The organism is Psychroflexus sp. ALD_RP9, assembly GCF_017311165.1.
In the GTDB taxonomy this organism is placed as follows: Bacteria; Bacteroidota; Bacteroidia; order Flavobacteriales; family Flavobacteriaceae; genus Psychroflexus.
Genome location: NZ_CP062973.1, coordinates 1,946,179 through 1,963,314 on the forward strand (window position 1 = coordinate 1,946,179; position 17,136 = coordinate 1,963,314).

The 17,136-nt window shown below is 37.1% G+C and carries 28 protein-coding genes; 5 read left to right on the plus strand and 23 right to left on the minus strand.

Annotation, left to right across the window (positions count from 1 at the left end; all coding sequences use genetic code 11):
* Positions 1-22 precede the first annotated feature (22 nt).
* From IMZ30_RS09100 to IMZ30_RS09115, 4 genes are all read left to right on the plus strand, one after another.
* Positions 23-2,557, plus strand: coding sequence for a DUF935 family protein (locus IMZ30_RS09100; protein WP_207037994.1), 2,535 nt, complete (start codon positions 23-25; stop codon positions 2,555-2,557).
* 129 nt (positions 2,558-2,686) lie between these two features.
* Entirely contained in the window at positions 2,687-4,573 is a 1,887-nt protein-coding gene (locus IMZ30_RS09105; RefSeq protein WP_207037995.1) for a phage tail tape measure protein, read from the plus strand.
* Between the two features lies 1 nt (position 4,574).
* Positions 4,575-5,099: a phage virion morphogenesis protein gene (locus IMZ30_RS09110; protein WP_207037996.1), complete on the plus strand. Its 525-nt coding sequence runs from the start codon at positions 4,575-4,577 to the stop codon at positions 5,097-5,099.
* A gap of 6 nt (positions 5,100-5,105) precedes the next feature.
* Positions 5,106-5,651, plus strand: a complete 546-nt coding sequence (locus tag IMZ30_RS09115) for a hypothetical protein (RefSeq protein WP_207037997.1) — start codon at positions 5,106-5,108, stop codon at positions 5,649-5,651.
* On the opposite strand, the gene IMZ30_RS09120 is transcribed toward IMZ30_RS09115, so the two are convergent.
* The 23 genes from IMZ30_RS09120 to IMZ30_RS09230 all read right to left on the minus strand — a co-directional run bounded on the left by IMZ30_RS09120 (position 5,626) and on the right by IMZ30_RS09230 (position 16,342).
* The gene (locus tag IMZ30_RS09120; RefSeq protein WP_207037998.1) at positions 5,626-5,967 is read right to left on the minus strand and encodes a hypothetical protein; all 342 of its coding nucleotides are present in this window, start codon (positions 5,965-5,967) and stop codon (positions 5,626-5,628) included. The two genes, IMZ30_RS09115 and IMZ30_RS09120, sit on opposite strands and share 26 nt — an antisense overlap.
* Positions 5,968-5,986: 19 nt before the next feature.
* On the minus strand, positions 5,987-6,169 hold the full coding sequence (locus IMZ30_RS09125; RefSeq protein WP_207037999.1) for a hypothetical protein: 183 nt from the start codon (positions 6,167-6,169) through the stop codon (positions 5,987-5,989).
* A gap of 48 nt (positions 6,170-6,217) precedes the next feature.
* A complete protein-coding gene (locus IMZ30_RS09130) occupies positions 6,218-6,457 on the minus strand; it encodes a hypothetical protein (RefSeq protein WP_207038000.1) in 240 nt (79 codons plus the stop codon).
* The gene (locus tag IMZ30_RS09135; protein WP_207038001.1) at positions 6,447-6,713 is read right to left on the minus strand and encodes a hypothetical protein; all 267 of its coding nucleotides are present in this window, start codon (positions 6,711-6,713) and stop codon (positions 6,447-6,449) included. Before IMZ30_RS09135 ends, IMZ30_RS09130 begins: the two co-directional genes overlap by 11 nt.
* The gene (locus IMZ30_RS09140) at positions 6,710-7,408 is read right to left on the minus strand and encodes a Bro-N domain-containing protein (RefSeq protein WP_207038002.1); all 699 of its coding nucleotides are present in this window, start codon (positions 7,406-7,408) and stop codon (positions 6,710-6,712) included. The genes IMZ30_RS09135 and IMZ30_RS09140 overlap by 4 nt, the downstream gene beginning before the upstream one ends.
* A gap of 286 nt (positions 7,409-7,694) precedes the next feature.
* On the minus strand, positions 7,695-7,886 hold the full coding sequence (locus tag IMZ30_RS09145; protein ID WP_207038003.1) for a hypothetical protein: 192 nt from the start codon (positions 7,884-7,886) through the stop codon (positions 7,695-7,697).
* 41 nt (positions 7,887-7,927) lie between these two features.
* Positions 7,928-8,380 carry a hypothetical protein gene (locus IMZ30_RS09150; protein WP_207038004.1) on the minus strand — a complete coding sequence of 151 codons (453 nt, stop codon included), beginning with the start codon at positions 8,378-8,380 and terminating at the stop codon, positions 7,928-7,930.
* A 1-nt stretch (position 8,381) separates the two neighbouring features.
* Positions 8,382-8,648 carry a hypothetical protein gene (locus IMZ30_RS09155; RefSeq protein WP_207038005.1) on the minus strand — a complete coding sequence of 89 codons (267 nt, stop codon included), beginning with the start codon at positions 8,646-8,648 and terminating at the stop codon, positions 8,382-8,384.
* 1 nt (position 8,649) lies between these two features.
* A complete protein-coding gene (locus IMZ30_RS09160; protein ID WP_207038006.1) occupies positions 8,650-8,988 on the minus strand; it encodes a hypothetical protein in 339 nt (112 codons plus the stop codon).
* A gap of 1 nt (position 8,989) precedes the next feature.
* A complete protein-coding gene (locus IMZ30_RS09165; RefSeq protein ID WP_207038007.1) occupies positions 8,990-9,337 on the minus strand; it encodes a hypothetical protein in 348 nt (115 codons plus the stop codon).
* 74 nt (positions 9,338-9,411) lie between these two features.
* Positions 9,412-9,585 (minus strand): hypothetical protein, encoded by a 174-nt coding sequence (locus IMZ30_RS09170; RefSeq protein ID WP_207038008.1) that lies wholly within the window; start codon positions 9,583-9,585, stop codon positions 9,412-9,414.
* Positions 9,582-10,001 carry a hypothetical protein gene (locus IMZ30_RS09175; RefSeq protein WP_207038009.1) on the minus strand — a complete coding sequence of 140 codons (420 nt, stop codon included), beginning with the start codon at positions 9,999-10,001 and terminating at the stop codon, positions 9,582-9,584. Before IMZ30_RS09175 ends, IMZ30_RS09170 begins: the two co-directional genes overlap by 4 nt.
* Positions 9,998-10,186, minus strand: coding sequence for a hypothetical protein (locus IMZ30_RS09180; RefSeq protein WP_207038010.1), 189 nt, complete (start codon positions 10,184-10,186; stop codon positions 9,998-10,000). Before IMZ30_RS09180 ends, IMZ30_RS09175 begins: the two co-directional genes overlap by 4 nt.
* A gap of 206 nt (positions 10,187-10,392) precedes the next feature.
* Complete coding sequence (locus IMZ30_RS09185) at positions 10,393-10,629, minus strand: hypothetical protein (protein WP_207038011.1); 237 nt, start codon at positions 10,627-10,629, stop codon at positions 10,393-10,395.
* A gap of 2 nt (positions 10,630-10,631) precedes the next feature.
* On the minus strand, positions 10,632-11,288 hold the full coding sequence (locus IMZ30_RS09190; protein ID WP_207038012.1) for a DUF3164 family protein: 657 nt from the start codon (positions 11,286-11,288) through the stop codon (positions 10,632-10,634).
* Between the two features lie 12 nt (positions 11,289-11,300).
* A complete protein-coding gene (locus IMZ30_RS09195; RefSeq protein WP_207038013.1) occupies positions 11,301-11,492 on the minus strand; it encodes a hypothetical protein in 192 nt (63 codons plus the stop codon).
* 11 nt (positions 11,493-11,503) lie between these two features.
* A complete protein-coding gene (locus IMZ30_RS09200) occupies positions 11,504-11,824 on the minus strand; it encodes a hypothetical protein (RefSeq protein ID WP_207038014.1) in 321 nt (106 codons plus the stop codon).
* Positions 11,825-11,844: 20 nt separating this feature from the next.
* Positions 11,845-12,471: a hypothetical protein gene (locus IMZ30_RS09205; RefSeq protein ID WP_207038015.1), complete on the minus strand. Its 627-nt coding sequence runs from the start codon at positions 12,469-12,471 to the stop codon at positions 11,845-11,847.
* Between the two features lies 1 nt (position 12,472).
* Entirely contained in the window at positions 12,473-13,321 is an 849-nt protein-coding gene (locus IMZ30_RS09210; protein ID WP_207038016.1) for an AAA family ATPase, read from the minus strand.
* 42 nt (positions 13,322-13,363) lie between these two features.
* The gene (locus IMZ30_RS09215) at positions 13,364-15,031 is read right to left on the minus strand and encodes a Mu transposase C-terminal domain-containing protein (RefSeq protein WP_207038017.1); all 1,668 of its coding nucleotides are present in this window, start codon (positions 15,029-15,031) and stop codon (positions 13,364-13,366) included.
* 21 nt (positions 15,032-15,052) lie between these two features.
* Positions 15,053-15,391, minus strand: a complete 339-nt coding sequence (locus tag IMZ30_RS09220; protein ID WP_207038018.1) for a hypothetical protein — start codon at positions 15,389-15,391, stop codon at positions 15,053-15,055.
* Between the two features lie 174 nt (positions 15,392-15,565).
* Positions 15,566-16,117 (minus strand): hypothetical protein, encoded by a 552-nt coding sequence (locus IMZ30_RS09225; RefSeq protein ID WP_207038019.1) that lies wholly within the window; start codon positions 16,115-16,117, stop codon positions 15,566-15,568.
* Positions 16,118-16,120: 3 nt separating this feature from the next.
* A complete protein-coding gene (locus tag IMZ30_RS09230) occupies positions 16,121-16,342 on the minus strand; it encodes a hypothetical protein (protein ID WP_207038020.1) in 222 nt (73 codons plus the stop codon).
* Between the two features lie 64 nt (positions 16,343-16,406).
* Between IMZ30_RS09230 and IMZ30_RS09235 the strand changes: the two genes are divergently transcribed.
* On the plus strand, positions 16,407-17,054 hold the full coding sequence (locus IMZ30_RS09235) for a helix-turn-helix transcriptional regulator (RefSeq protein ID WP_207038021.1): 648 nt from the start codon (positions 16,407-16,409) through the stop codon (positions 17,052-17,054).
* Positions 17,055-17,136: the final 82 nt, after the last annotated feature.

The window sequence follows — 17,136 nt, forward strand, 5'->3', positions numbered from 1 at the left end:
TCATTGATTAAATTCATTTTAAATGAACGCATATAAGCAACATAAAAACGGATTATACCTACCAAAAGCTAAAACCAGCACTCGTAAAAAAGTAAACCCTAAAGTCGTTGAAATTGTAGAAGGCTTTAAAGATCGCTCTAGAAAAGATATTAGTAAATGGCGAAAAGCCATACAATTTACTCAGCTTACAGATAAGCCAAGGTTTCAAGACTATCACGACCTAGTCGATGATTTAATGACCGACGGCCACCTGCAGTCTCAAATCATGATGCGATTATCGGCAACACTAAATACAGACTTTCATGTTATTAATAGAAAATCAGGCGAAGAAAATGAAGAGCTCACCTTTTTATTTCGTCAAAAATGGTTTTTCGAATTTTTAGAAACGGCCTTAATGCAAATTATACGTGGTTTTCAACTCGTTGAGTTTACCAGCTTTGAAGGTTTTAAAGTTGGCTTAAACACCATACCACAACGCCACATTATACCCACCAAATCTAAAATTGTTCCTGACTTATCAGTCACTGATCAGTATATCAATTTTGATGATCCTAATTTTGATGCTTGGCTTTTAAAAATGGGTAAGCGCAATAACTTAGGTTTAATCAATAACATTATACCAGCTTTAATTTGGAAGCGAAATGTAGAGCAATCTTGGGCAGAGTTTTGTGAGCGTTTTGGTATTCCGCTTATTACCGCAACCACACCAGCTCGAGATAATAAAACCATAGACGAAGTTCACGACATGTTAGTTGGTGTTGGTGAGGCATCTGTTGGTACATTCCCGCAAGGCACCGATATAAAACTACATGAGGCTAATAGAACTGATGCTTTTCGCGTTTACAAAGAATTTATTCAGCTCAATACCGACGAAATAAGCAAAGTCTTAGTCGGCTCTACCATGCTAAGCGACCAAGGATCTAACCGAAGCCAAACCGAAGTTCACGAACGTAGCTTGAACGAAAAAATAGCCGCTTCAGATAAACGCTCAGTCATGTTTATGGTAAATGATCAACTTTTACCTCTTCTAAGATGGCATGGCTACAATATTTCTGATGATGATGTATTTGAGTTTAAAACCGCTGAACAGGAAGTTGAACTCAGTAAACTATGGGAGATTACTAATGGTTTACTAGCTCAAGGTTTTAATGTAGAACAAAACTGGATAAGCCAAACCTTCAATATTCCCATTGAAGGGGAACGCGTTGTAAAAACACCAGCGCAAAATCCTGAAAAAAAAAAGAATAAACCCAGCAATCTAGCCCAAAACTTTACCGATAAATATCCCGTTAGCTGTTGTCCTGAGCATTTACCAACTGCTGCCTGGAGCAATAGCACTTCTAAAAAGTTAAAACAGCTCACAGAACAACTTGCCTTAGGTATGCTCTCTCAAAGTGATGTAAAAGGTATTATAGGGCAACTGATCGTTACAGAAGCTTTAGCGCTCAACAAGGGCTTATACAACGGCTTTGGCTTAGCAGATAGCTACACTGGTCAAGATAATTTGGTGCTGCAAATGATGGAGTACAATATCTTCGATTTTGCAGCTTCAAAAACAGAAGCCAGAAGTTACGCCGTAGCCCAGCGACTTATCGATTATGAAAATGGTCAATTGAAAAATCGCAGCGAGTTTCTTCAGCAATGTTTACAAGACAACGAGATGCTGAATACCAATTATTTAAAAACTGAATACGACACAGCCATTGCCACAGGCCAAAATTCAGCAGCTTATGTACGTCAAATTAAAGATGCCAAAGAAAACGGTAATAAATGGGTACAATACCAAACCATTGGCGATGATGCGGTGCGCAGTTCGCACCGAGCCTTAGACGGTAAAGTCTTTAACATCTTAGAACCTGGTAACAAAAACATTTATCCGCCAAACGGCTATAATTGCCGTTGCGAGCTCGTGCCTTACACAGGTCAAGTAAATAACGTTAACCAAATGACATGGGACAAAGCTGAAGGCGTATTGGCTAATTCTGACAAAAACTATGTAAAAAGCGGTTTTAACATTAACCGTGGCGACCTCAAACAAGTCTTTACCCAAAAACAATTTTATAGGGACATAAAAGGCCTGCCTGATAAGATAAACGATATGAGCTTTGATCAGTATGGGCTAAAAAGTTTTAGTGAGCTTAAAGGAAAATATCCTAAACTTTCATTAGACGATAGCATTACAGCAAACAACGTCAAAGAACTGTTTAAAGGACTAAAGGAAAACGATAAGCTTATGGGTTTTGATGATTATATGGGAAGGAAAATGACCATTAGCAAAAAAGCTTTTGACAAACATACTAAAGGAAAGTATGTGAATTCAAATGAAAGAAGACATCAATTATTTCCACTACTAAAAACTATTTTAAAAAAACCAGATGAAGTCTGGTACAATAGTACTGTAGCAAACAAGTACCAATCTAGATATATTAAATTCTTTAAAGATGAATATATTGTAGTGGACTGCTACTTAGACGAAAAACAAGGTTTGAAAATTAAAACTTGGTATCAAAATAAAATTGATGAAAAGCAGCTTAGGAAAGGATTAAAAGTAAAATAAGGAAAGGATTTAAAGAAACCGTCCATGTAAGGCCAGAGGGAGTATTCAACATTTGCTTCCTTGTCGCATTAAGTGTTTATTGAAGGCTTCTTTAAATCCCGACAATACAAATATACAAAATAATAAGTTATGAGCGCAAAATCTAAAATTACCCTACTTATGGACTTGTCCGACAAGCTCTTTAACGGCAAACTCGATAAAATGACGAGCAAGTTTGATAAAAAAATAGATAAACTTGGCGAAAAGCTTGGTATGGAAAATGCTACTCAAAAGCTACAAAAAGGTATAAAAGTCGCTGCCGTTGCTGGTATGGCCGCGTTATCTACACTAAGTTATAAAGGCGTACAAGCCGCTGAACGTTTTGATTCTGCTTTTTTGCCCATTAGGCAGCTTAACCTTGACAAATCTAAAGATGAACTGGATAGTTTTAGAGAAGGAATCAGAACAGCTTCTTATGAAATAGGGACTAACTTAGAAGCTTCTACCAATGCGGTTTACGATCTGCAATCAGCCACAGGATTATATGGAGACGACGCCATAGATGTATTTAAAAAAGTAGGAAGATACTCCGTTGCTACGGGCGCTAACATCAACGATGCCATGAACTCCACCACCAAAGCCATGAAAGCCTTTGGACTAGAAATTGACCAAATAGACAGTTTACTAGAAAGCAACGCCAAAACCGTACAAACCGGTATTACCACTTTTGACGAGCTCGCTAAAGTACAAACCGAATATGCCGGTGCAGCTAGCGCAGCTGGACAAGGAATTGATGAAGCTAACAAAGTCTTTGCTATGTTTACTTCTATTGCCAAAAACTCCGATGTGGGCGCTAACATGGCTAAAACATTTTTTCAAGGCTTAGGACAACAAGCTGATAAATTTGAAGATGTACTTTCTGTACCTGTTTTCGATGAAAATGGTAGTATGCGTCAAGCCGATTCTATTTTAAAAGATGTAGCTAAACGCTTTGAAAGCATGAGCCAAAAAGAAATTACGCAAGCCATAAACAAAATAGGTGGGCCAGAAGGTTTACGTGGTGCATTGGCAAAAGTTTCTACTGGAGCAGAAGACATGCTAGCTACCTTTGATGCTTTTGATGCTTCACAATTTAGCCTTGAAAATGCCTTGGCTAATGCTGAAGGCGACTTTGGTAAGATGAAAGAAATCTTTTTTAACCGTATAGATATTGTACTAAGCAAATTTGGCGAAAAAATTATCCCTATGCTGGCTAAACTTTTTGACACTTTAACACCTGTTTTAGGTTTTATAAACGACAACCTAGATTGGTTGCTCCCTGTTTTTGGCACATTTATAGGCTTACTGGGCGCAGCTGCGGCCGCTATGTGGGTACTTAACTCCGCCATGTTTGCCAACCCTATTGTTTGGATAATAGCATCAGTAGGCGGTCTTATTGCGCTTATTGCAGTTGCTATTAATAAATTTGACCAATGGGGAGCTGGTATTCTTGCCCTTATGGGACCATTAGGCTGGCTCATCATTACCATTAAAAAATTAGGCGAACATTGGGACAGCATTGTTGAAGCTTTTAAAAGTGATGGTATTCTCGGTGCATTTAAGCAAATAGGCTTTGTTTTGCTCGATGCTATACAAACACCTTTAGAACAAATCATGGGATGGATTGCTAGTTTTGATATGGCACCAGACTTTATTAAAGATGCCCACAAGAAAATTGTAGCAATGGGCAATGTGCTCGATAAAAAATTTGGTAAAGATAAAAACCAACAAGAAAGCCAAGAAGAAGAAAGCCTGCTTGATAAAGCCACTGAAAACAAAAATGGCAGCCCTGTTAAGCCTAACAATTTAGAAAACACCATTAGCGGTGTAAACAAATCGGCTACCAGTGCTAAAAGCATTAATATTAAAATAGATGCACTAATGAAAGGCGATGTGAATGTAAATGAAGGCAACGGTAAGCAAATGAACTTTAACGAGTTTGAAAATCTGTTTAATGAAATGATGATGCGTATTGCCCGCAACGCAGAACTAAGCTAAAATGAACAATGTAAACTTTCAAGGCAAAAAAGAGTTTTATCATAAACTCAATAAACTAGCGACACCGCAATTTAAAAAACTATTGGTAGACGAAGCGGGCATTCGGGCTTTGCGTTTTAGCAAAAACACCTTTAGAAAAAAACGATTTATAGATAAAGTAGCTGAGCCATGGGAAAAACGAAAACGAAAAGCTCGCGGGTCTACCTTAGTACAATCGGGTAGGCTAAAACGCTCAATTCGCATTATACGCAAAGGCAGGTTTTATGTTAAAATTGGCACCGATGTCCCTTATGCCCAAATACACAATGAAGGTGGTAAAATAAATAAAACCGTAACTGTAAAGCAACACAAAAGAAAAAACAGAAGCAGTACAAGACGTAGAGCAACAGGCGTAAGCACCGTTAGATCACACACCCGAAAAATGAATACCAATATACCCCAAAGACAGTTTCTGGGACCTTCTAAATTTTTAGCCAGAAGTATAGAAATGGGTATGAAAAAAAGATTAGACAAACATTTAAAATAAACACCTATGAAAGCCTTTTATTTAGCCTTACTACAACACTTTGAAGACCATAAACAAGACTTTATCGATGCCCAATTAAAGCCTATAAAAACTATCGATTTTTATGCAGGACAAGACCAAGACCCCGAAAACTTTAATAACCTCTTTTTTCCTGCATTATTTTTCTCGTGGAACATTAACTACGATAATAATCCAGAAAAGCCAACGGCTGTTTTAGAATTTAGACTGGTTTATGAAAACTTAAGAGATACCTCTAACTTGAGTCTTAATAAAGAAAAAGCCTTAGCCTTTTTTGATACCGCCTGTTTAGTAGATGCTTTATTGAAAGAATTGAATATAAAAGAAATGGGCGCTTTGCATTTGGTAAGTGAAGGCTTAGAAGTAGAGCCTACGGTAACCGATGTGTATTTACTTAATTACGAAGCTTTATATTATGCTAATGAGAAAACCAGAATACGAGAACTACAAGAAGGAAATATTAACGATGTAATACTTAATAGCCATTTAAAGGCCAAAACAAATAAAGTTAATCGGTTTCAGGATCTTCTCTAACTTTTCTACCTTCTATAAACAGGTAGCCACGTTTACGCTCTACTTTTAAGACGTGTTTTCCCATCTTGTCATATTTGTTTTTAAAACTTTCTTTAAAAAAGGTTTCTACAGCTTTTTTATAAACTTCTGGTATAGACTCATCTTTAAACCTAAGCCCGTATAAGCTTCTGTACACCTCTATGGTAGTTTCTCTGGTATCTTGGCCAGGATGGTTATTATATGCCCTAAAGACTTCACCACGGGTTTTATTAGGCGATGTTTGCCCAATACTGAGCATAGGTAAGAGTATAAGTAGTATGTATAATAATGATTTCATGTTTATAGTAAAACAAAAGCTATGCCGAAATTTGAATATCGTTAATATAAATTAAAATCGCTTCATGTAGTAATTCTGAAAGCTCAAGCTTAATCTTACTATAGGTTGAAATATTTAAACCTACCACAGTAGCAACGTAAAAACAGCCGTCTTTTTTAACTGTATACTTATAAATTATATTGTTTACTTTAATTTGATGCATAGTGCAATATAAAAAAACCCGCCAAATTTTGGCGGGTGTAGTTAAACATTAAATTGGGTCGAAATAGCGTATTTTTACTTTATCTAGTTTTTCTATAAACATTTTTTTTCGAGCTTCACCGCTTAAGGCTGGATATGTTTTAGGGTTGAGAAAATCTAATAAAATTTCTTGAGCTATCTTCCAGCCACGCAGTTCGTGCATCTTGAGCCGCATTTGGTCTAAATGCTGTTCAGTATTGTTTTGGCTTGAGCTGTCTTTTTTAAAGCCTATTACAGTTCTATCTTGCATTGTCTTGAGCTTTTAAACGTTCTACTTCTTTTTCTATTTCTAAACTATTGCCGTGATTGTTACAAACGCTGCAAGTAATTAGCTTTCGTACTAGCGTTTCACGTTCTATCAACACAATAGATTTGCGCTTTTCGTGGTGTACATGGTCACAACGTAAGTTGGTGCGTAAATACCAATGTAAAGGCGACTTTTGAGCCCACTCTTTGGCATACTGCGCCATATCTGTGGCGTTTCTGAAATATTTGGTTGCTCTCATAGTGGTAGATTTAATTGGTTAGACTGCTTTAAATTTCTACTACCGTTTATAATAAGCTGTAAGCCTTTAGCATTGGTAAACCAAGAAGGATGCGTACCACCATAGACGTGTATCTTAATAGCTAATTGTTGTTTTGCATTAAGCTTCTTAGCAGATTGGCTAGCATCTGTTGTAGTACGGATAGCTCTGTGTATATCATTAATATTATACCACAACTTACCTTCCTCTACACAAATGGTAGTGACCATATAATCATTTAGCTTGTAATAATTAGGAACCACATCTCTAGCATCTATAAAATCTGCTTGCTTATTGCCTGAGTTGTAATAGCCTTTTTTACGAATAGCAGGTAAAACTTCACTGGTTACCCATTTACGGAATGCTTTGGCTTCGGGTTTTCTACTCTGAAAAATGAGATTATACAAACCACTTTCATTAATGGCTTTCATTTTTCTTTTTTGAGTTGTTCCATTAGAGCTGGTGTAACTAATAGTTACATCAGCTTTTTCATCACTATCTAAATTTGATGTTGCTTTTCTCGAATTTTTAAGATCGAGAGCTTCACAAATGTCTTTAGCAATAAAAAAAGGTTCTCCTGAAATAAGAACGCTTCTTACTTCATCTTTTGTGGCACTAAATTGAAATGCCATAGGCTCATTTATAGACTGAACTGGTCTTTTACTTTCTGTTGTCATATCGAAAGTTTATTAAAAGGCGAAGCCCCGCCTTAGGTTTGACAACACGACTCAAGAGTCGGATTACTCTACTTTCGTTTGAGTGAACCTTAACGGGGCTTCTATCGTTAAAAAAAATGTTTCAAGATTTCTCTTGAACCGTGTTGTCAGAAGCAAATATACAAATTATATTTAATTTACTATATTTAACTTTACAACGTTGGGCAGTTTTATTGCTCCTTAATTAAACTTGGACACTAAGCCGCTTTAAATAGCGGCTTTTTTTAATACTGCAAGAATTGGGTTTTTACTCTGGTTTATTTTGAGCTTTCCATTCCATTAAAATCTTTTTGGCTTCTGGATGCTTATATAGATTCTCTTCATGCACAACTCTTCGGTTAATCTCGATCTGTAGTTCAATCAATTCTTCGGTGGTGCAAGAATCCACTATTTCTCTTGCTGAAACTTCATAATACGTTCTTCTAGTTATTGTTGGCATTGTTATTTGGTTTTTGCACTTCGACTCCGCTCAGTGTGACATTAATGTATTGAGTTAAAATCATCTTCCCAACGGCGCTGGTTTAAGTAAGCTTCTGGGTTGGCTTTGGCCACACGTGTGCGTTTTAAATAGCCATTGTAGGCAGATATGCCTTTTATAGCTTCTAGCTTGTCTGCCTTGTTGAGTTTGTTCCAAGCGGCCTCAGCTTTTAGCTTTTTAATTTTGTGGTTGTAGGCTTTGTAAAAAGTTTCAAAGCTTAAATCTACAGCACCGCGTTCTATTTTAAATCGCTTTTTAAAGTCTGGTTCGTTAAGCCATACGCCTGTCATCATCGCTTCAAATGCGGGAAACCTTCCAGAAAATAACCATTTGGCTTGTTGTGGGTTTAATCGCCCGCGAATAATTTTAAAGGCTGTTATATCGCCGTTTAAATTGTATTTAAATTCAAAAGCAATGTCGGTTTCTTTACCTGTTACGGTGTAGATGGTTTCCATTTTAAGACTTGATTTTTTTAGGTTCTACATCTATGTAAGTGCTATCTGGACAACAGCCTATGTATTGTTTAGGTATCTCTTCAATATTTAATTTTCCGCAGCCTGTACATATTTTAAGGCTGTCTTTGTTTTCTTTTATTTTTGGTATAAGGTGTATAAGCTTAGACCAGAACGCATCAATTTCAGCTGGTGTAAAATGACGTGATCTAAGTCTGCTATTAATACGGTTTACACGTTTTACGGTTTCTTCAAATGTTATTTCTGCCATTTTATGCTAGTTTTTGATTAAGATTATTGCTCAAGCTTGTCAGTAAGCTTTTACGGTATTCGTTTTTATCAGGGAAGTGTTCTAATAATTCGTTTATGATAATTTCGAGTGCCCAAGCTTCGTGATACTTTAAGCTGATGGCTTTGGTTTTAGTTTCGAATAAATTGGCTTTTTTAATGATGCTTTTAGCCTTAGAACTGAATTTTTCGGCTAAATCATAACCAATAGATTTATAAACGTTTTCGCGTTTGTCTAAGCTTACAGGTAAGTCCCAAAGCATCTCTAAGAGACGATCTAGCGCAATAATAGTATCGGGCTTTAGTTGTAGTTTAATTTTCATTTTAACAATCGGTTTTAGGTTGAGAGAGTTGGCGGCCACAATCAAGGCAAAATATAGCGGTGGTCTCGCAGTTGGTATGGCTGCTTATACTTTTTTTGTGTGTATGCTCGTGCTTACAATCATCAAAAAAACTTGGGGCTTGAGGCTTTTTGGCGTTTAATTTTTTGAGCTCTCGTGCTGCGGGAATGCCTAAATATTCGTGAAATGTGCGATAACTGATATGGTACTTAGGCTCTATATGCTGCCAGTAGATTTCTTTATAATACATGTTTTTGAAATTATGTAACTTGAGTGTTAGTTCTTGTATTTCAATAATTCGCTTGTAATAGTTAATTTTATTATACGCCATACCAATTTTTTATTACTTTTGTTAGAGTGGTCTAATTCTCTAATCCTGTTTCATCTGGTATGGCGCAGGATTTTTTATTTTTCAAGCATCTTTAAGACATCTAAATAAGCTTGCCTTTGATTTTTAAGTGCTACTTGAACTAAAGCTCTAGGAGCGTTAACTTCTACATTGGCGTCAGGAAGTTTATAAACTTCATTGTTTTCAATGCTTTCGATTTTCTCTAAAATTTGGGATTTAATAGTTTTCATTTGGCGCCCATTTTTTTACCTAGCATAGATTCTAGGCAATTAATTATGGTGTTAAGCTCTTGCACGCTCATACTTTGTAAAGGTTTTTTTACTGGGCTTTTAGCACTTTTTAAAAAGTTACTTAAGCGCTCAAGATCGGCCACTTGGCCGTGTCTTGAGTGCTGTTTTGTCCAACCAATTTGCCGCAACAAAGACAATATATAGCGGTGTTGCTGGTTGTTTTTATTAAAAGTAGCCCAATTAATCTGCAAGCTTGATATTAAGGCTTGTGCCTCGTCTTGCTTGAGCTCTAAACTGGTGGTGGTTCTACCTTTGGTAAATTGATAGACCAACTCTTGTTTTAAATCTGCATCATAATGACAAAGCTGATGTATTAAGCGTCTTTGTTTTGCTGATGTTTGCGTTAGTGTTTTCATAGTTGATATGTGGCTTTAGGTTTAATATTATAAGCCTCAACAGCTTGTATATGCTTTTGAAATGTTGCTATTTGCTGTGTACTTAGTTCAGCCTTAGCAACCCAGTTACCGTTTTGATCCTTGATCACTTCATGACCATCTACGGTGTAACGGCTGTCGTCTAATTGTTCAATTTGTATGGTCATCGGTTTCGTTTTGTGAAAGATTATTTAGATAATAGGCTAGGCTAGAAAAGAAATTGATAACGCCTTTGTTTAGCCGTTTGCTTTTAGAGGTACGCTTGTACTTTTGTTGTTCTCTAGCGTCTAATAGTTGTCTATTACAGGTGTTTTTGACTTCATCTAATGTCCATAAATCAAAATCAACGCTTATTTTCTTTTTTTTGCCATAACTATTCTTCCATTGTTTTTTTTAGATTTTCAAAAAATATATCTGCATGACGCTGATTAAAATTTTCAAATGCGCTTTCTGCTAAATTTTCGATTTCATGCTCTAATTTAGTGGCCATTTTAACGCCATTTATTCTAGTTTCTACGTTAATACCGTAGGTGTCGTTTTCTTCAGGTAATATTTCAGTTACCAATACTTGGTGGTTTTTATCCACCTTAAATATTTTTGCAAACTCCATAACTAAAGACTTGAAAATTGAAGTGAAACATCTTGCCATTTGCCTTGATCATCACGCACGTGAAGTCGGCAATACATGCTAGAACCAGTTACTTTTTGGCATTCGTCTAGTTTATCAAACTCGCTTATAAGGTTATCGTCACCCAGTTCGCGCACTTGACGGCGTGCTTTGGCTAAAAGCTTCGGGTCATATTCCATTTTAGAATTTTTGATCAGTAAGCCGTCCAAGATGTTATAAAGACCTTTGTTGCGTTCTGCAAACTTTGATTTGAAAATGTCTCTAATGGCATTAATGTGCACCATAGCTTCATCGGTAAATTCAAATCGCTCTTGCCGATCAACGGTTACCTTGATATTATCTGCTTCATTTTTTAGTGTGAAGCTGTTAACGGTTTTCGGTTCTTTACCGTTGATTTCGTACATGCGTTGGTAGAGTTTATTAGCTTCAGTAATGCTATAAGCTTTAAGTGCTTGTAACTCATTATGAAGCTGTTTAAACTTACTAGCTGAGTGTGCCAAATAGTTTTCTTTATCGGCTTCATATTCTTTTTTGGCTTTGATTTCAGCTTGTTTTTTAGCCTCTTTACGGCGTTTAATTTCTTCCTGCAGATCCTTTTCAGAAAGTGTAGATAAATCTAATGTTGGGTTTTCTGTGTTCATTTTAATATCAATTTAAGTGGTTAATAATACTTCGTTTGCTGGGTCTAAAAGCGCATCATATTGCGTAAATACACTGTCGTGAACCTCGTGCCAATCAATAAGCTCTGCCACATCAAACAGTGCTGTAATGCGCTCTTTTTGTTCGTTTTTTATGGCATCTTTAAGCTTTCTAATTAGCATCTTAGCTTGGCTTTCATTATTCATAAATGCTGGTTTTAGTTGATGATTTTAATTTTTCGGGCATTTTTTAAAAGTGATTTTGGGTAGTGATTGGCGATAAGGCAAATTTTTTCGTCGTAGAAATCACGCGTTGTTTTGGTATCTATTTTACCGATATAAGGCTGTATTTCTTGTAAAAATTCGGCTTCAAGCCTTCTGTATTCTTGTAAAAACCAATTGAAATAAGCGGCATTGGCTAGTATTTTTTGAAGGTCTTGTTCGTTAACAGAAATAATGTCTGCATAGGTGAACCAAGTTTCAAATAAAATGCCTTCATAAGCTTCAGGGCTGTACTTTAATAGGTTTGAAATTGTCATGGGTTTAGGATTTTGGGTGTTTATTGAACTTTACTCCAGTATTTAGCAGCTCCTTCTTGCCAAATGGTAAAGGGTTGGCCACCGCCATTTAATCTGCCGCCTGGGAAAGCTTTAAAGCCTTCGACAAATATCTTGAGGTCTACATCATAGCGTATAAAATCTGCTAAAGCGCCTTTTGGGTTTTTGCCCTGGGCATGTGAAAGGAATAGCAATCCTTTGCCCTTTTTTTTCATCAGCTCCTTGAGCTGTTTGTACTTTCGGCGGTCAACACCAGTATATTGTACCGAGTCAACAATTAAAAAGTCTGGGCTTTTGTGTTTTTTCATGCGCTGGAGCATATCATCCCAAGGTTCTCGATCTAAGAGGATAAATTCTTTTTCTACAGCGTTCATGTAATGGCGTTGCATAGCCATTTGAAAGGTGTGTGAAACGCCTTCTTCCATAGAGTTGTAGGCCACACGACCAAAGTTGCACAAGTATTTAGCAAATTGTATCATCATATCGGTTTTGCCGTTGCCTGAATCGCCCCAAATTATTGCGCTAAACTCTTTAGATGGGCATCCGAATGTGTCGTTCCATTCGTCTTTAAAAGGCATGGTTTGAAATTTTTTGTTTAAAACATTGCTGACGCTGTACGCTCGCTTCATATTATGCTTGATTTATTTTGATAGCGTGTATTTTTCGTTTAACACGTCTTAAGTCGCCTTCGCAGTCTTTCCAGACTTGCTTCATATCTTCCTTTTCAGTCACGCCGTTGACGTGGCAGATTTGCATGACATCTTGCTGGGTGAGGCCGTTGAGCTCTACGAACTTTCGACCAATACGGCTAAAAATTTCTTTGTAGCCTTTTTTGTTCAGCTTCAATCCGCGACGTATGCGTTTTTCTAGGTGATCTGTGGCGCACATCACGATGGCGCAGTCATCTTCTAGTTGATTGTAAAGCGTGATAAAAAAGTAAAGCACTTGGTCGGTCACTTTGTCGAATTCATCTAAAAGTAGAATTGGATCTTCTTGCTGTTTTAGATTTCTTACGACTTCCATCATCATATCATTGATGGTTAAGCCTGTATAATCTCGACCCATGGCGCTCAATAACTCCTGAAGGAAAGCTTTACGATTCCAGAACTCGTTACATTGCACCATATAAGCATTTTGATTGCTGCGCTCGTACTGTTTGAAAGTTTCAGTTTTACCACTTCCAGCAGGTGAAACCACCGCATAGACTTGATTGTTCATTTGAGCATCGATTAAAAGACTGTTTAAAAGCTTATAATCTACCGTTTCAATCACTTGCCAAGCGTTTGGTCTAAAATCTATCTGTCGGGCAATGGTTCGCCATTTGGTATCGGCGATGTTCTCCCAGTTGTTGTTTAAGACTTGACTGATAAGCGCAGAACTCACGCCTTTAAGTCGGTTGGCGGCTTTGTTTTGTCCGCCAACGCGCTCGCAATATTGGCGTAATGCATTTTCAATTTGTTGCTTCTGTGAATTGTTCATATCTTTGGTTTTTGCATGTTAGCCCTTCGGGGCTTTTTTTGTTTATACTATTTTTTCTGATAGGTTGACTTCTACTTCTTGATTGAGGTCTACTTCATCATCCCAATCTTGGTTGCTTATGGCCTTGGTGTACTGGCCAATTTCGCCTTGGGCTTTCTTTTTGCGTCCTTTTTTGCTTCGCTCTATACCTTTTAGGTTTGGTTTATTAAGGCCTTGCTGTTCTGCCGTCATACCATGCTCAAAAAGAATGTCTTCCATTTCGTCACGTGCAGATCGACGTACTTTTTTAACCTGATCTGTAACTTTCTTGATGTGGCTAGCTTCAAATTCTTCTTGTCCCTGCATACCTCTAGAAACTTCTAGTTTAGTAGTTGCCGCGGTTACAAATCGAAGTCCTAAATTGGTATCTTCAAAGAGTCTGATTTCGCTCATGTCTTCAGGATCAAACTTCACGACGAATTTTTTACCGATAGACTTTTTGAGCCAGTTTAAATCTGGCATACCGTCTTCGGTGTAAACCATATAATGGTATTCTGCCTTTTGCTCTTTAAATGAAAGTCCTGAAGCGTTAACCGTGATTGGTTTTTTGCGCGTAACCCAGAACATATTAACCATATCCCAGATTTCAACCGCTTTGGTGTCTGGATTTTGGCTTTCTAAATACATGTCAATACGCGGTTTTCCTGTTTTGTGGTGTGGTGCTGAGTTCCACTCTTTACGGCGCGCTTCGTAAACCTTCTTAATGTCCTCAAGGCTTGGTAAATTGGCTTTATTGGCCAGTATAAACTCCATATTAGCCTTGCTCTCTTGCTTTTTAGCGGTAATATTTTGGCCCGTAAAGAACCAATCACGCTTTAAATATTGTTGCTGAAAGCGGCTAAATGCGCTTTCTATGGTCTTCGATTTACCGTTATAAGGCTGTGTCGCGGTCTGAATACGGGCAATTTTGCTTAAGAAATCGCCAGATTTCAGCTTACCGTGACCGCCTTGGTTGTCATATTTAATTTGATAAGGGCGATAACCTGCGGTTTGAATAGCCATTTTATAAGCTGAATACTGCGCCTGATAATCTTCTGTTTTACTGATGTGATAGCCTAAAAAGACTTCGCTGTAAGCGTCCATCACTTCATAAACTTGTACGGTTTTAACTTCGCCATCTTCATTTAAGTAGAAATAGTTAAGCTTGGTACCATCTGAGAACCAAAGGCTATCTCTAAAGGCAGGCATTTTGGTTTTAAACTGGTAGCCAAATTTTTCTTTTGCCGCTAATTCGCCATAACGGTGGCCATACCAAAGCGGCATAACCTCTTCGTCGTAAATGAAGTTGTAAAAGGTCTTTTCTTCTTTGATATGCTTCCAGCCTTGTTTATCGGCTTCTTTATTGTATTCTGCGTGAAGCTGTGCCAAGTTAGCACACTTGTTGACTTGATTAGACCAACGCGCTAGCGCCCATTTGCAAGCATCGCCGTTAAGTTTTTGGGCAGATGTGTTTAAGAAATTGCCATGAATTAGGCTTTCGTAACCTTCTTTTTTATACTGATTGTATTTGCTTTTTAAGCGTCTCCAGTTAGAGGGTAATTTATGTTTGTAGGTATGATCTGGTAAGTTGCTGACTGCTTTTGCAATTTCTTTCCAAGCTCTAATTTTACCCCCAAACTTTCTGCAGGTTACAACGTTTGTTGTGATTTCGTGGCAAGTATTGAGAATCATTGCCGTATGTGTGTATTCAAGCTATTTATCTTCTGGGAGTGCGTCGCCGTTGTCTAACTCGTAAGTATCTCTGTAGTATTTTTCGGCCTTATAATCGGGCTTTATGTAGTCTCGAAAATTGATGTATTTTACTAAATCGTAAGGATCTTTGCCCTTGAGCGCTTGACGTATTTTTGATTTGAAACGATCGGGAATGCTTTCGTAAGCCACTAAAGCTCTACGGCCATTGCCGCCTGTGCATAAACGCTTCATTTTGTTGCGCCTTAGCAAAGCTTTGTAGTTGTATAAACTCATAATATTGGCAACTTCATAAAGCCATTTGGCTTCAACGCAAAGTGTATGTTGGTAATATTCAAACATAAATTCTTGTTTTATAAAAAGCTGGTCTTTGCCAGCGGTCACGATTTTATACTTATGGTTTAAGTGCCTGTTGGCTCTTGTTTACCCTGAGCGGTGTGGCATTAGTTCCTGCCAAGCGGTTCAATGCTTTGGCAGGTTTTTACTACATTTACGGTGTCTAATCAAAATGCATTTTTATGATCTTAAAGATTGAGGCTTTCCTAGTCTTTGACGTACACCCTCAAGAAGCCGAAGACAATGAGGACTACAACAATTATCTATATTTTTATGAAAGGATTTTTCCTCTGATAGGCTTTCAGAGTGTTCAAGTTTCTGAGGCAATACAGGATGACGATTCGAGTCAACTATTTCTGCAACAAGCCGCCTTAGGCTTAACAATTGAGCATGAGTCAACCAAACTTTATGAAGTTTACAATCTGATACAAATTGCTGAGTCAATTCTGAAGCTACATTCTTCTTTTTATTCTTTAAATCGATTTGATTTTGAGTTACAGTAGTTGATTTTTTAGTTCTGTCCTTTCTAATTTGGCAACAGTTGCAGGATTGTTTGTCCCAAAGTAGCTCGTCAACAAACCTTGATACATGGCTATTGGATTTTATACCGATATAGGATTCTTCTTTATATATCTCACCTTTATCTGAGTCTATAATTACAGTTAATCGCTTTTGTCGTGGCATATCAACATATTGATTGATAATTAAATGTCCTGTTTTATTAAAAGCCATAGCTTAATCATTTAAAATTTGGTTGAACTTTTCTTCTTTTGCCTTTTTGGCAGCGTTTACCATTTGGTAGTATTCCTTCTTGATGCGTTCCGGCATGATGCCAACTCGATCACCACGAATAGACTTTCTTATATAATCGCGGGTATAACTATAAGTTTCGTGGAGTTTTTCGATAACGTCCAAATCATATCTTGGATTTTGATTTTTTTGCTTAGTTTTACTCATTTGTATTATTTGTATTATGTGAAATACAAATATATGCAAGTTATCTTGATTAAAACAAATAAATATGCAAGAAAATTCGATTATAAAGAAAAATATTTTAAAATACCTTGATTTTAAGGGTATTACACAATATAAATTTCATAAAGAAACTGGTATAACTAGAGGCATATTAGTACAAAATAATGGAATGAGTGAAGATAATACGTTGAGATTTCTTGACTATTATAAAGAGGTGAATCCTACTTGGCTACTTACTGGTGAAGGATCTATGCTTAAAACTTCTAAGGCTGAACCTACTGTTGATAAAACCGGTATTCCGCTACTTCCTTTAGATGCTTTTGCTGGTCTTGGCGATACGGCTGTAGATGGTGTTGATTTTGATACTATAGAGGAGCGGTATGTTGTGCCGTTGTTTGAAGGTATTAAAATAGACTTTATGCTTCCGGTTAGAGGCTCGTCTATGTATCCTAAATATAGTTCTGGCGACGTGGTGGCATGTAGGCAAGTAGATGAATTGCTTTACATACAATGGAATAAGGTTTATGTGATTGATACCATTAGCCAAGGTGTTATTATGAAGCGACTGAAAAAAAGTGAGCATCCTGAAAATGTAATTTGTAAGTCTGATAACAAGGATTATGACCCGTTTGAGCTGCCCAAGGATGACATTAGAAATATTGCTTTAGTGGTTGGTGTGATACGTCTTGAGTAGATTTTTAACCTAACTTATTGTATATCATTGATTTAATTAAAATTCAATCTTATTTTTTAGGGTATTATCCCCCTATTAATAT

Coding starts and splice junctions, on each gene's coding strand:
- IMZ30_RS09160 (WP_207038006.1), bottom strand. CDS start 8,988: ATGAAAATTAAACTACAACTAAAGCCCGATACTATTATTGCGCTAGAT.
- IMZ30_RS09110 (WP_207037996.1), top strand. CDS start 4,575: ATGAACAATGTAAACTTTCAAGGCAAAAAAGAGTTTTATCATAAACTC.
- IMZ30_RS09200 (WP_207038014.1), bottom strand. CDS start 11,824: ATGACAATTTCAAACCTATTAAAGTACAGCCCTGAAGCTTATGAAGGC.
- IMZ30_RS09220 (WP_207038018.1), bottom strand. CDS start 15,391: ATGTTTGAATATTACCAACATACACTTTGCGTTGAAGCCAAATGGCTT.
- IMZ30_RS09180 (WP_207038010.1), bottom strand. CDS start 10,186: ATGACCATACAAATTGAACAATTAGACGACAGCCGTTACACCGTAGAT.
- IMZ30_RS09105 (WP_207037995.1), top strand. CDS start 2,687: ATGAGCGCAAAATCTAAAATTACCCTACTTATGGACTTGTCCGACAAG.
- IMZ30_RS09100 (WP_207037994.1), top strand. CDS start 23: ATGAACGCATATAAGCAACATAAAAACGGATTATACCTACCAAAAGCT.
- IMZ30_RS09205 (WP_207038015.1), bottom strand. CDS start 12,471: ATGAAGCGAGCGTACAGCGTCAGCAATGTTTTAAACAAAAAATTTCAA.
- IMZ30_RS09125 (WP_207037999.1), bottom strand. CDS start 6,169: ATGCATCAAATTAAAGTAAACAATATAATTTATAAGTATACAGTTAAA.
- IMZ30_RS09120 (WP_207037998.1), bottom strand. CDS start 5,967: ATGAAATCATTATTATACATACTACTTATACTCTTACCTATGCTCAGT.
- IMZ30_RS09150 (WP_207038004.1), bottom strand. CDS start 8,380: ATGGAAACCATCTACACCGTAACAGGTAAAGAAACCGACATTGCTTTT.
- IMZ30_RS09155 (WP_207038005.1), bottom strand. CDS start 8,648: ATGGCAGAAATAACATTTGAAGAAACCGTAAAACGTGTAAACCGTATT.
- IMZ30_RS09225 (WP_207038019.1), bottom strand. CDS start 16,117: ATGGCTTTTAATAAAACAGGACATTTAATTATCAATCAATATGTTGAT.
- IMZ30_RS09145 (WP_207038003.1), bottom strand. CDS start 7,886: ATGCCAACAATAACTAGAAGAACGTATTATGAAGTTTCAGCAAGAGAA.
- IMZ30_RS09190 (WP_207038012.1), bottom strand. CDS start 11,288: ATGAACACAGAAAACCCAACATTAGATTTATCTACACTTTCTGAAAAG.
- IMZ30_RS09130 (WP_207038000.1), bottom strand. CDS start 6,457: ATGCAAGATAGAACTGTAATAGGCTTTAAAAAAGACAGCTCAAGCCAA.
- IMZ30_RS09115 (WP_207037997.1), top strand. CDS start 5,106: ATGAAAGCCTTTTATTTAGCCTTACTACAACACTTTGAAGACCATAAA.
- IMZ30_RS09175 (WP_207038009.1), bottom strand. CDS start 10,001: ATGAAAACACTAACGCAAACATCAGCAAAACAAAGACGCTTAATACAT.
- IMZ30_RS09185 (WP_207038011.1), bottom strand. CDS start 10,629: ATGGAGTTTGCAAAAATATTTAAGGTGGATAAAAACCACCAAGTATTG.
- IMZ30_RS09135 (WP_207038001.1), bottom strand. CDS start 6,713: ATGAGAGCAACCAAATATTTCAGAAACGCCACAGATATGGCGCAGTAT.
- IMZ30_RS09210 (WP_207038016.1), bottom strand. CDS start 13,321: ATGAACAATTCACAGAAGCAACAAATTGAAAATGCATTACGCCAATAT.
- IMZ30_RS09140 (WP_207038002.1), bottom strand. CDS start 7,408: ATGACAACAGAAAGTAAAAGACCAGTTCAGTCTATAAATGAGCCTATG.
- IMZ30_RS09230 (WP_207038020.1), bottom strand. CDS start 16,342: ATGAGTAAAACTAAGCAAAAAAATCAAAATCCAAGATATGATTTGGAC.
- IMZ30_RS09195 (WP_207038013.1), bottom strand. CDS start 11,492: ATGAATAATGAAAGCCAAGCTAAGATGCTAATTAGAAAGCTTAAAGAT.
- IMZ30_RS09215 (WP_207038017.1), bottom strand. CDS start 15,031: ATGATTCTCAATACTTGCCACGAAATCACAACAAACGTTGTAACCTGC.
- IMZ30_RS09165 (WP_207038007.1), bottom strand. CDS start 9,337: ATGGCGTATAATAAAATTAACTATTACAAGCGAATTATTGAAATACAA.
- IMZ30_RS09170 (WP_207038008.1), bottom strand. CDS start 9,585: ATGAAAACTATTAAATCCCAAATTTTAGAGAAAATCGAAAGCATTGAA.
- IMZ30_RS09235 (WP_207038021.1), top strand. CDS start 16,407: ATGCAAGAAAATTCGATTATAAAGAAAAATATTTTAAAATACCTTGAT.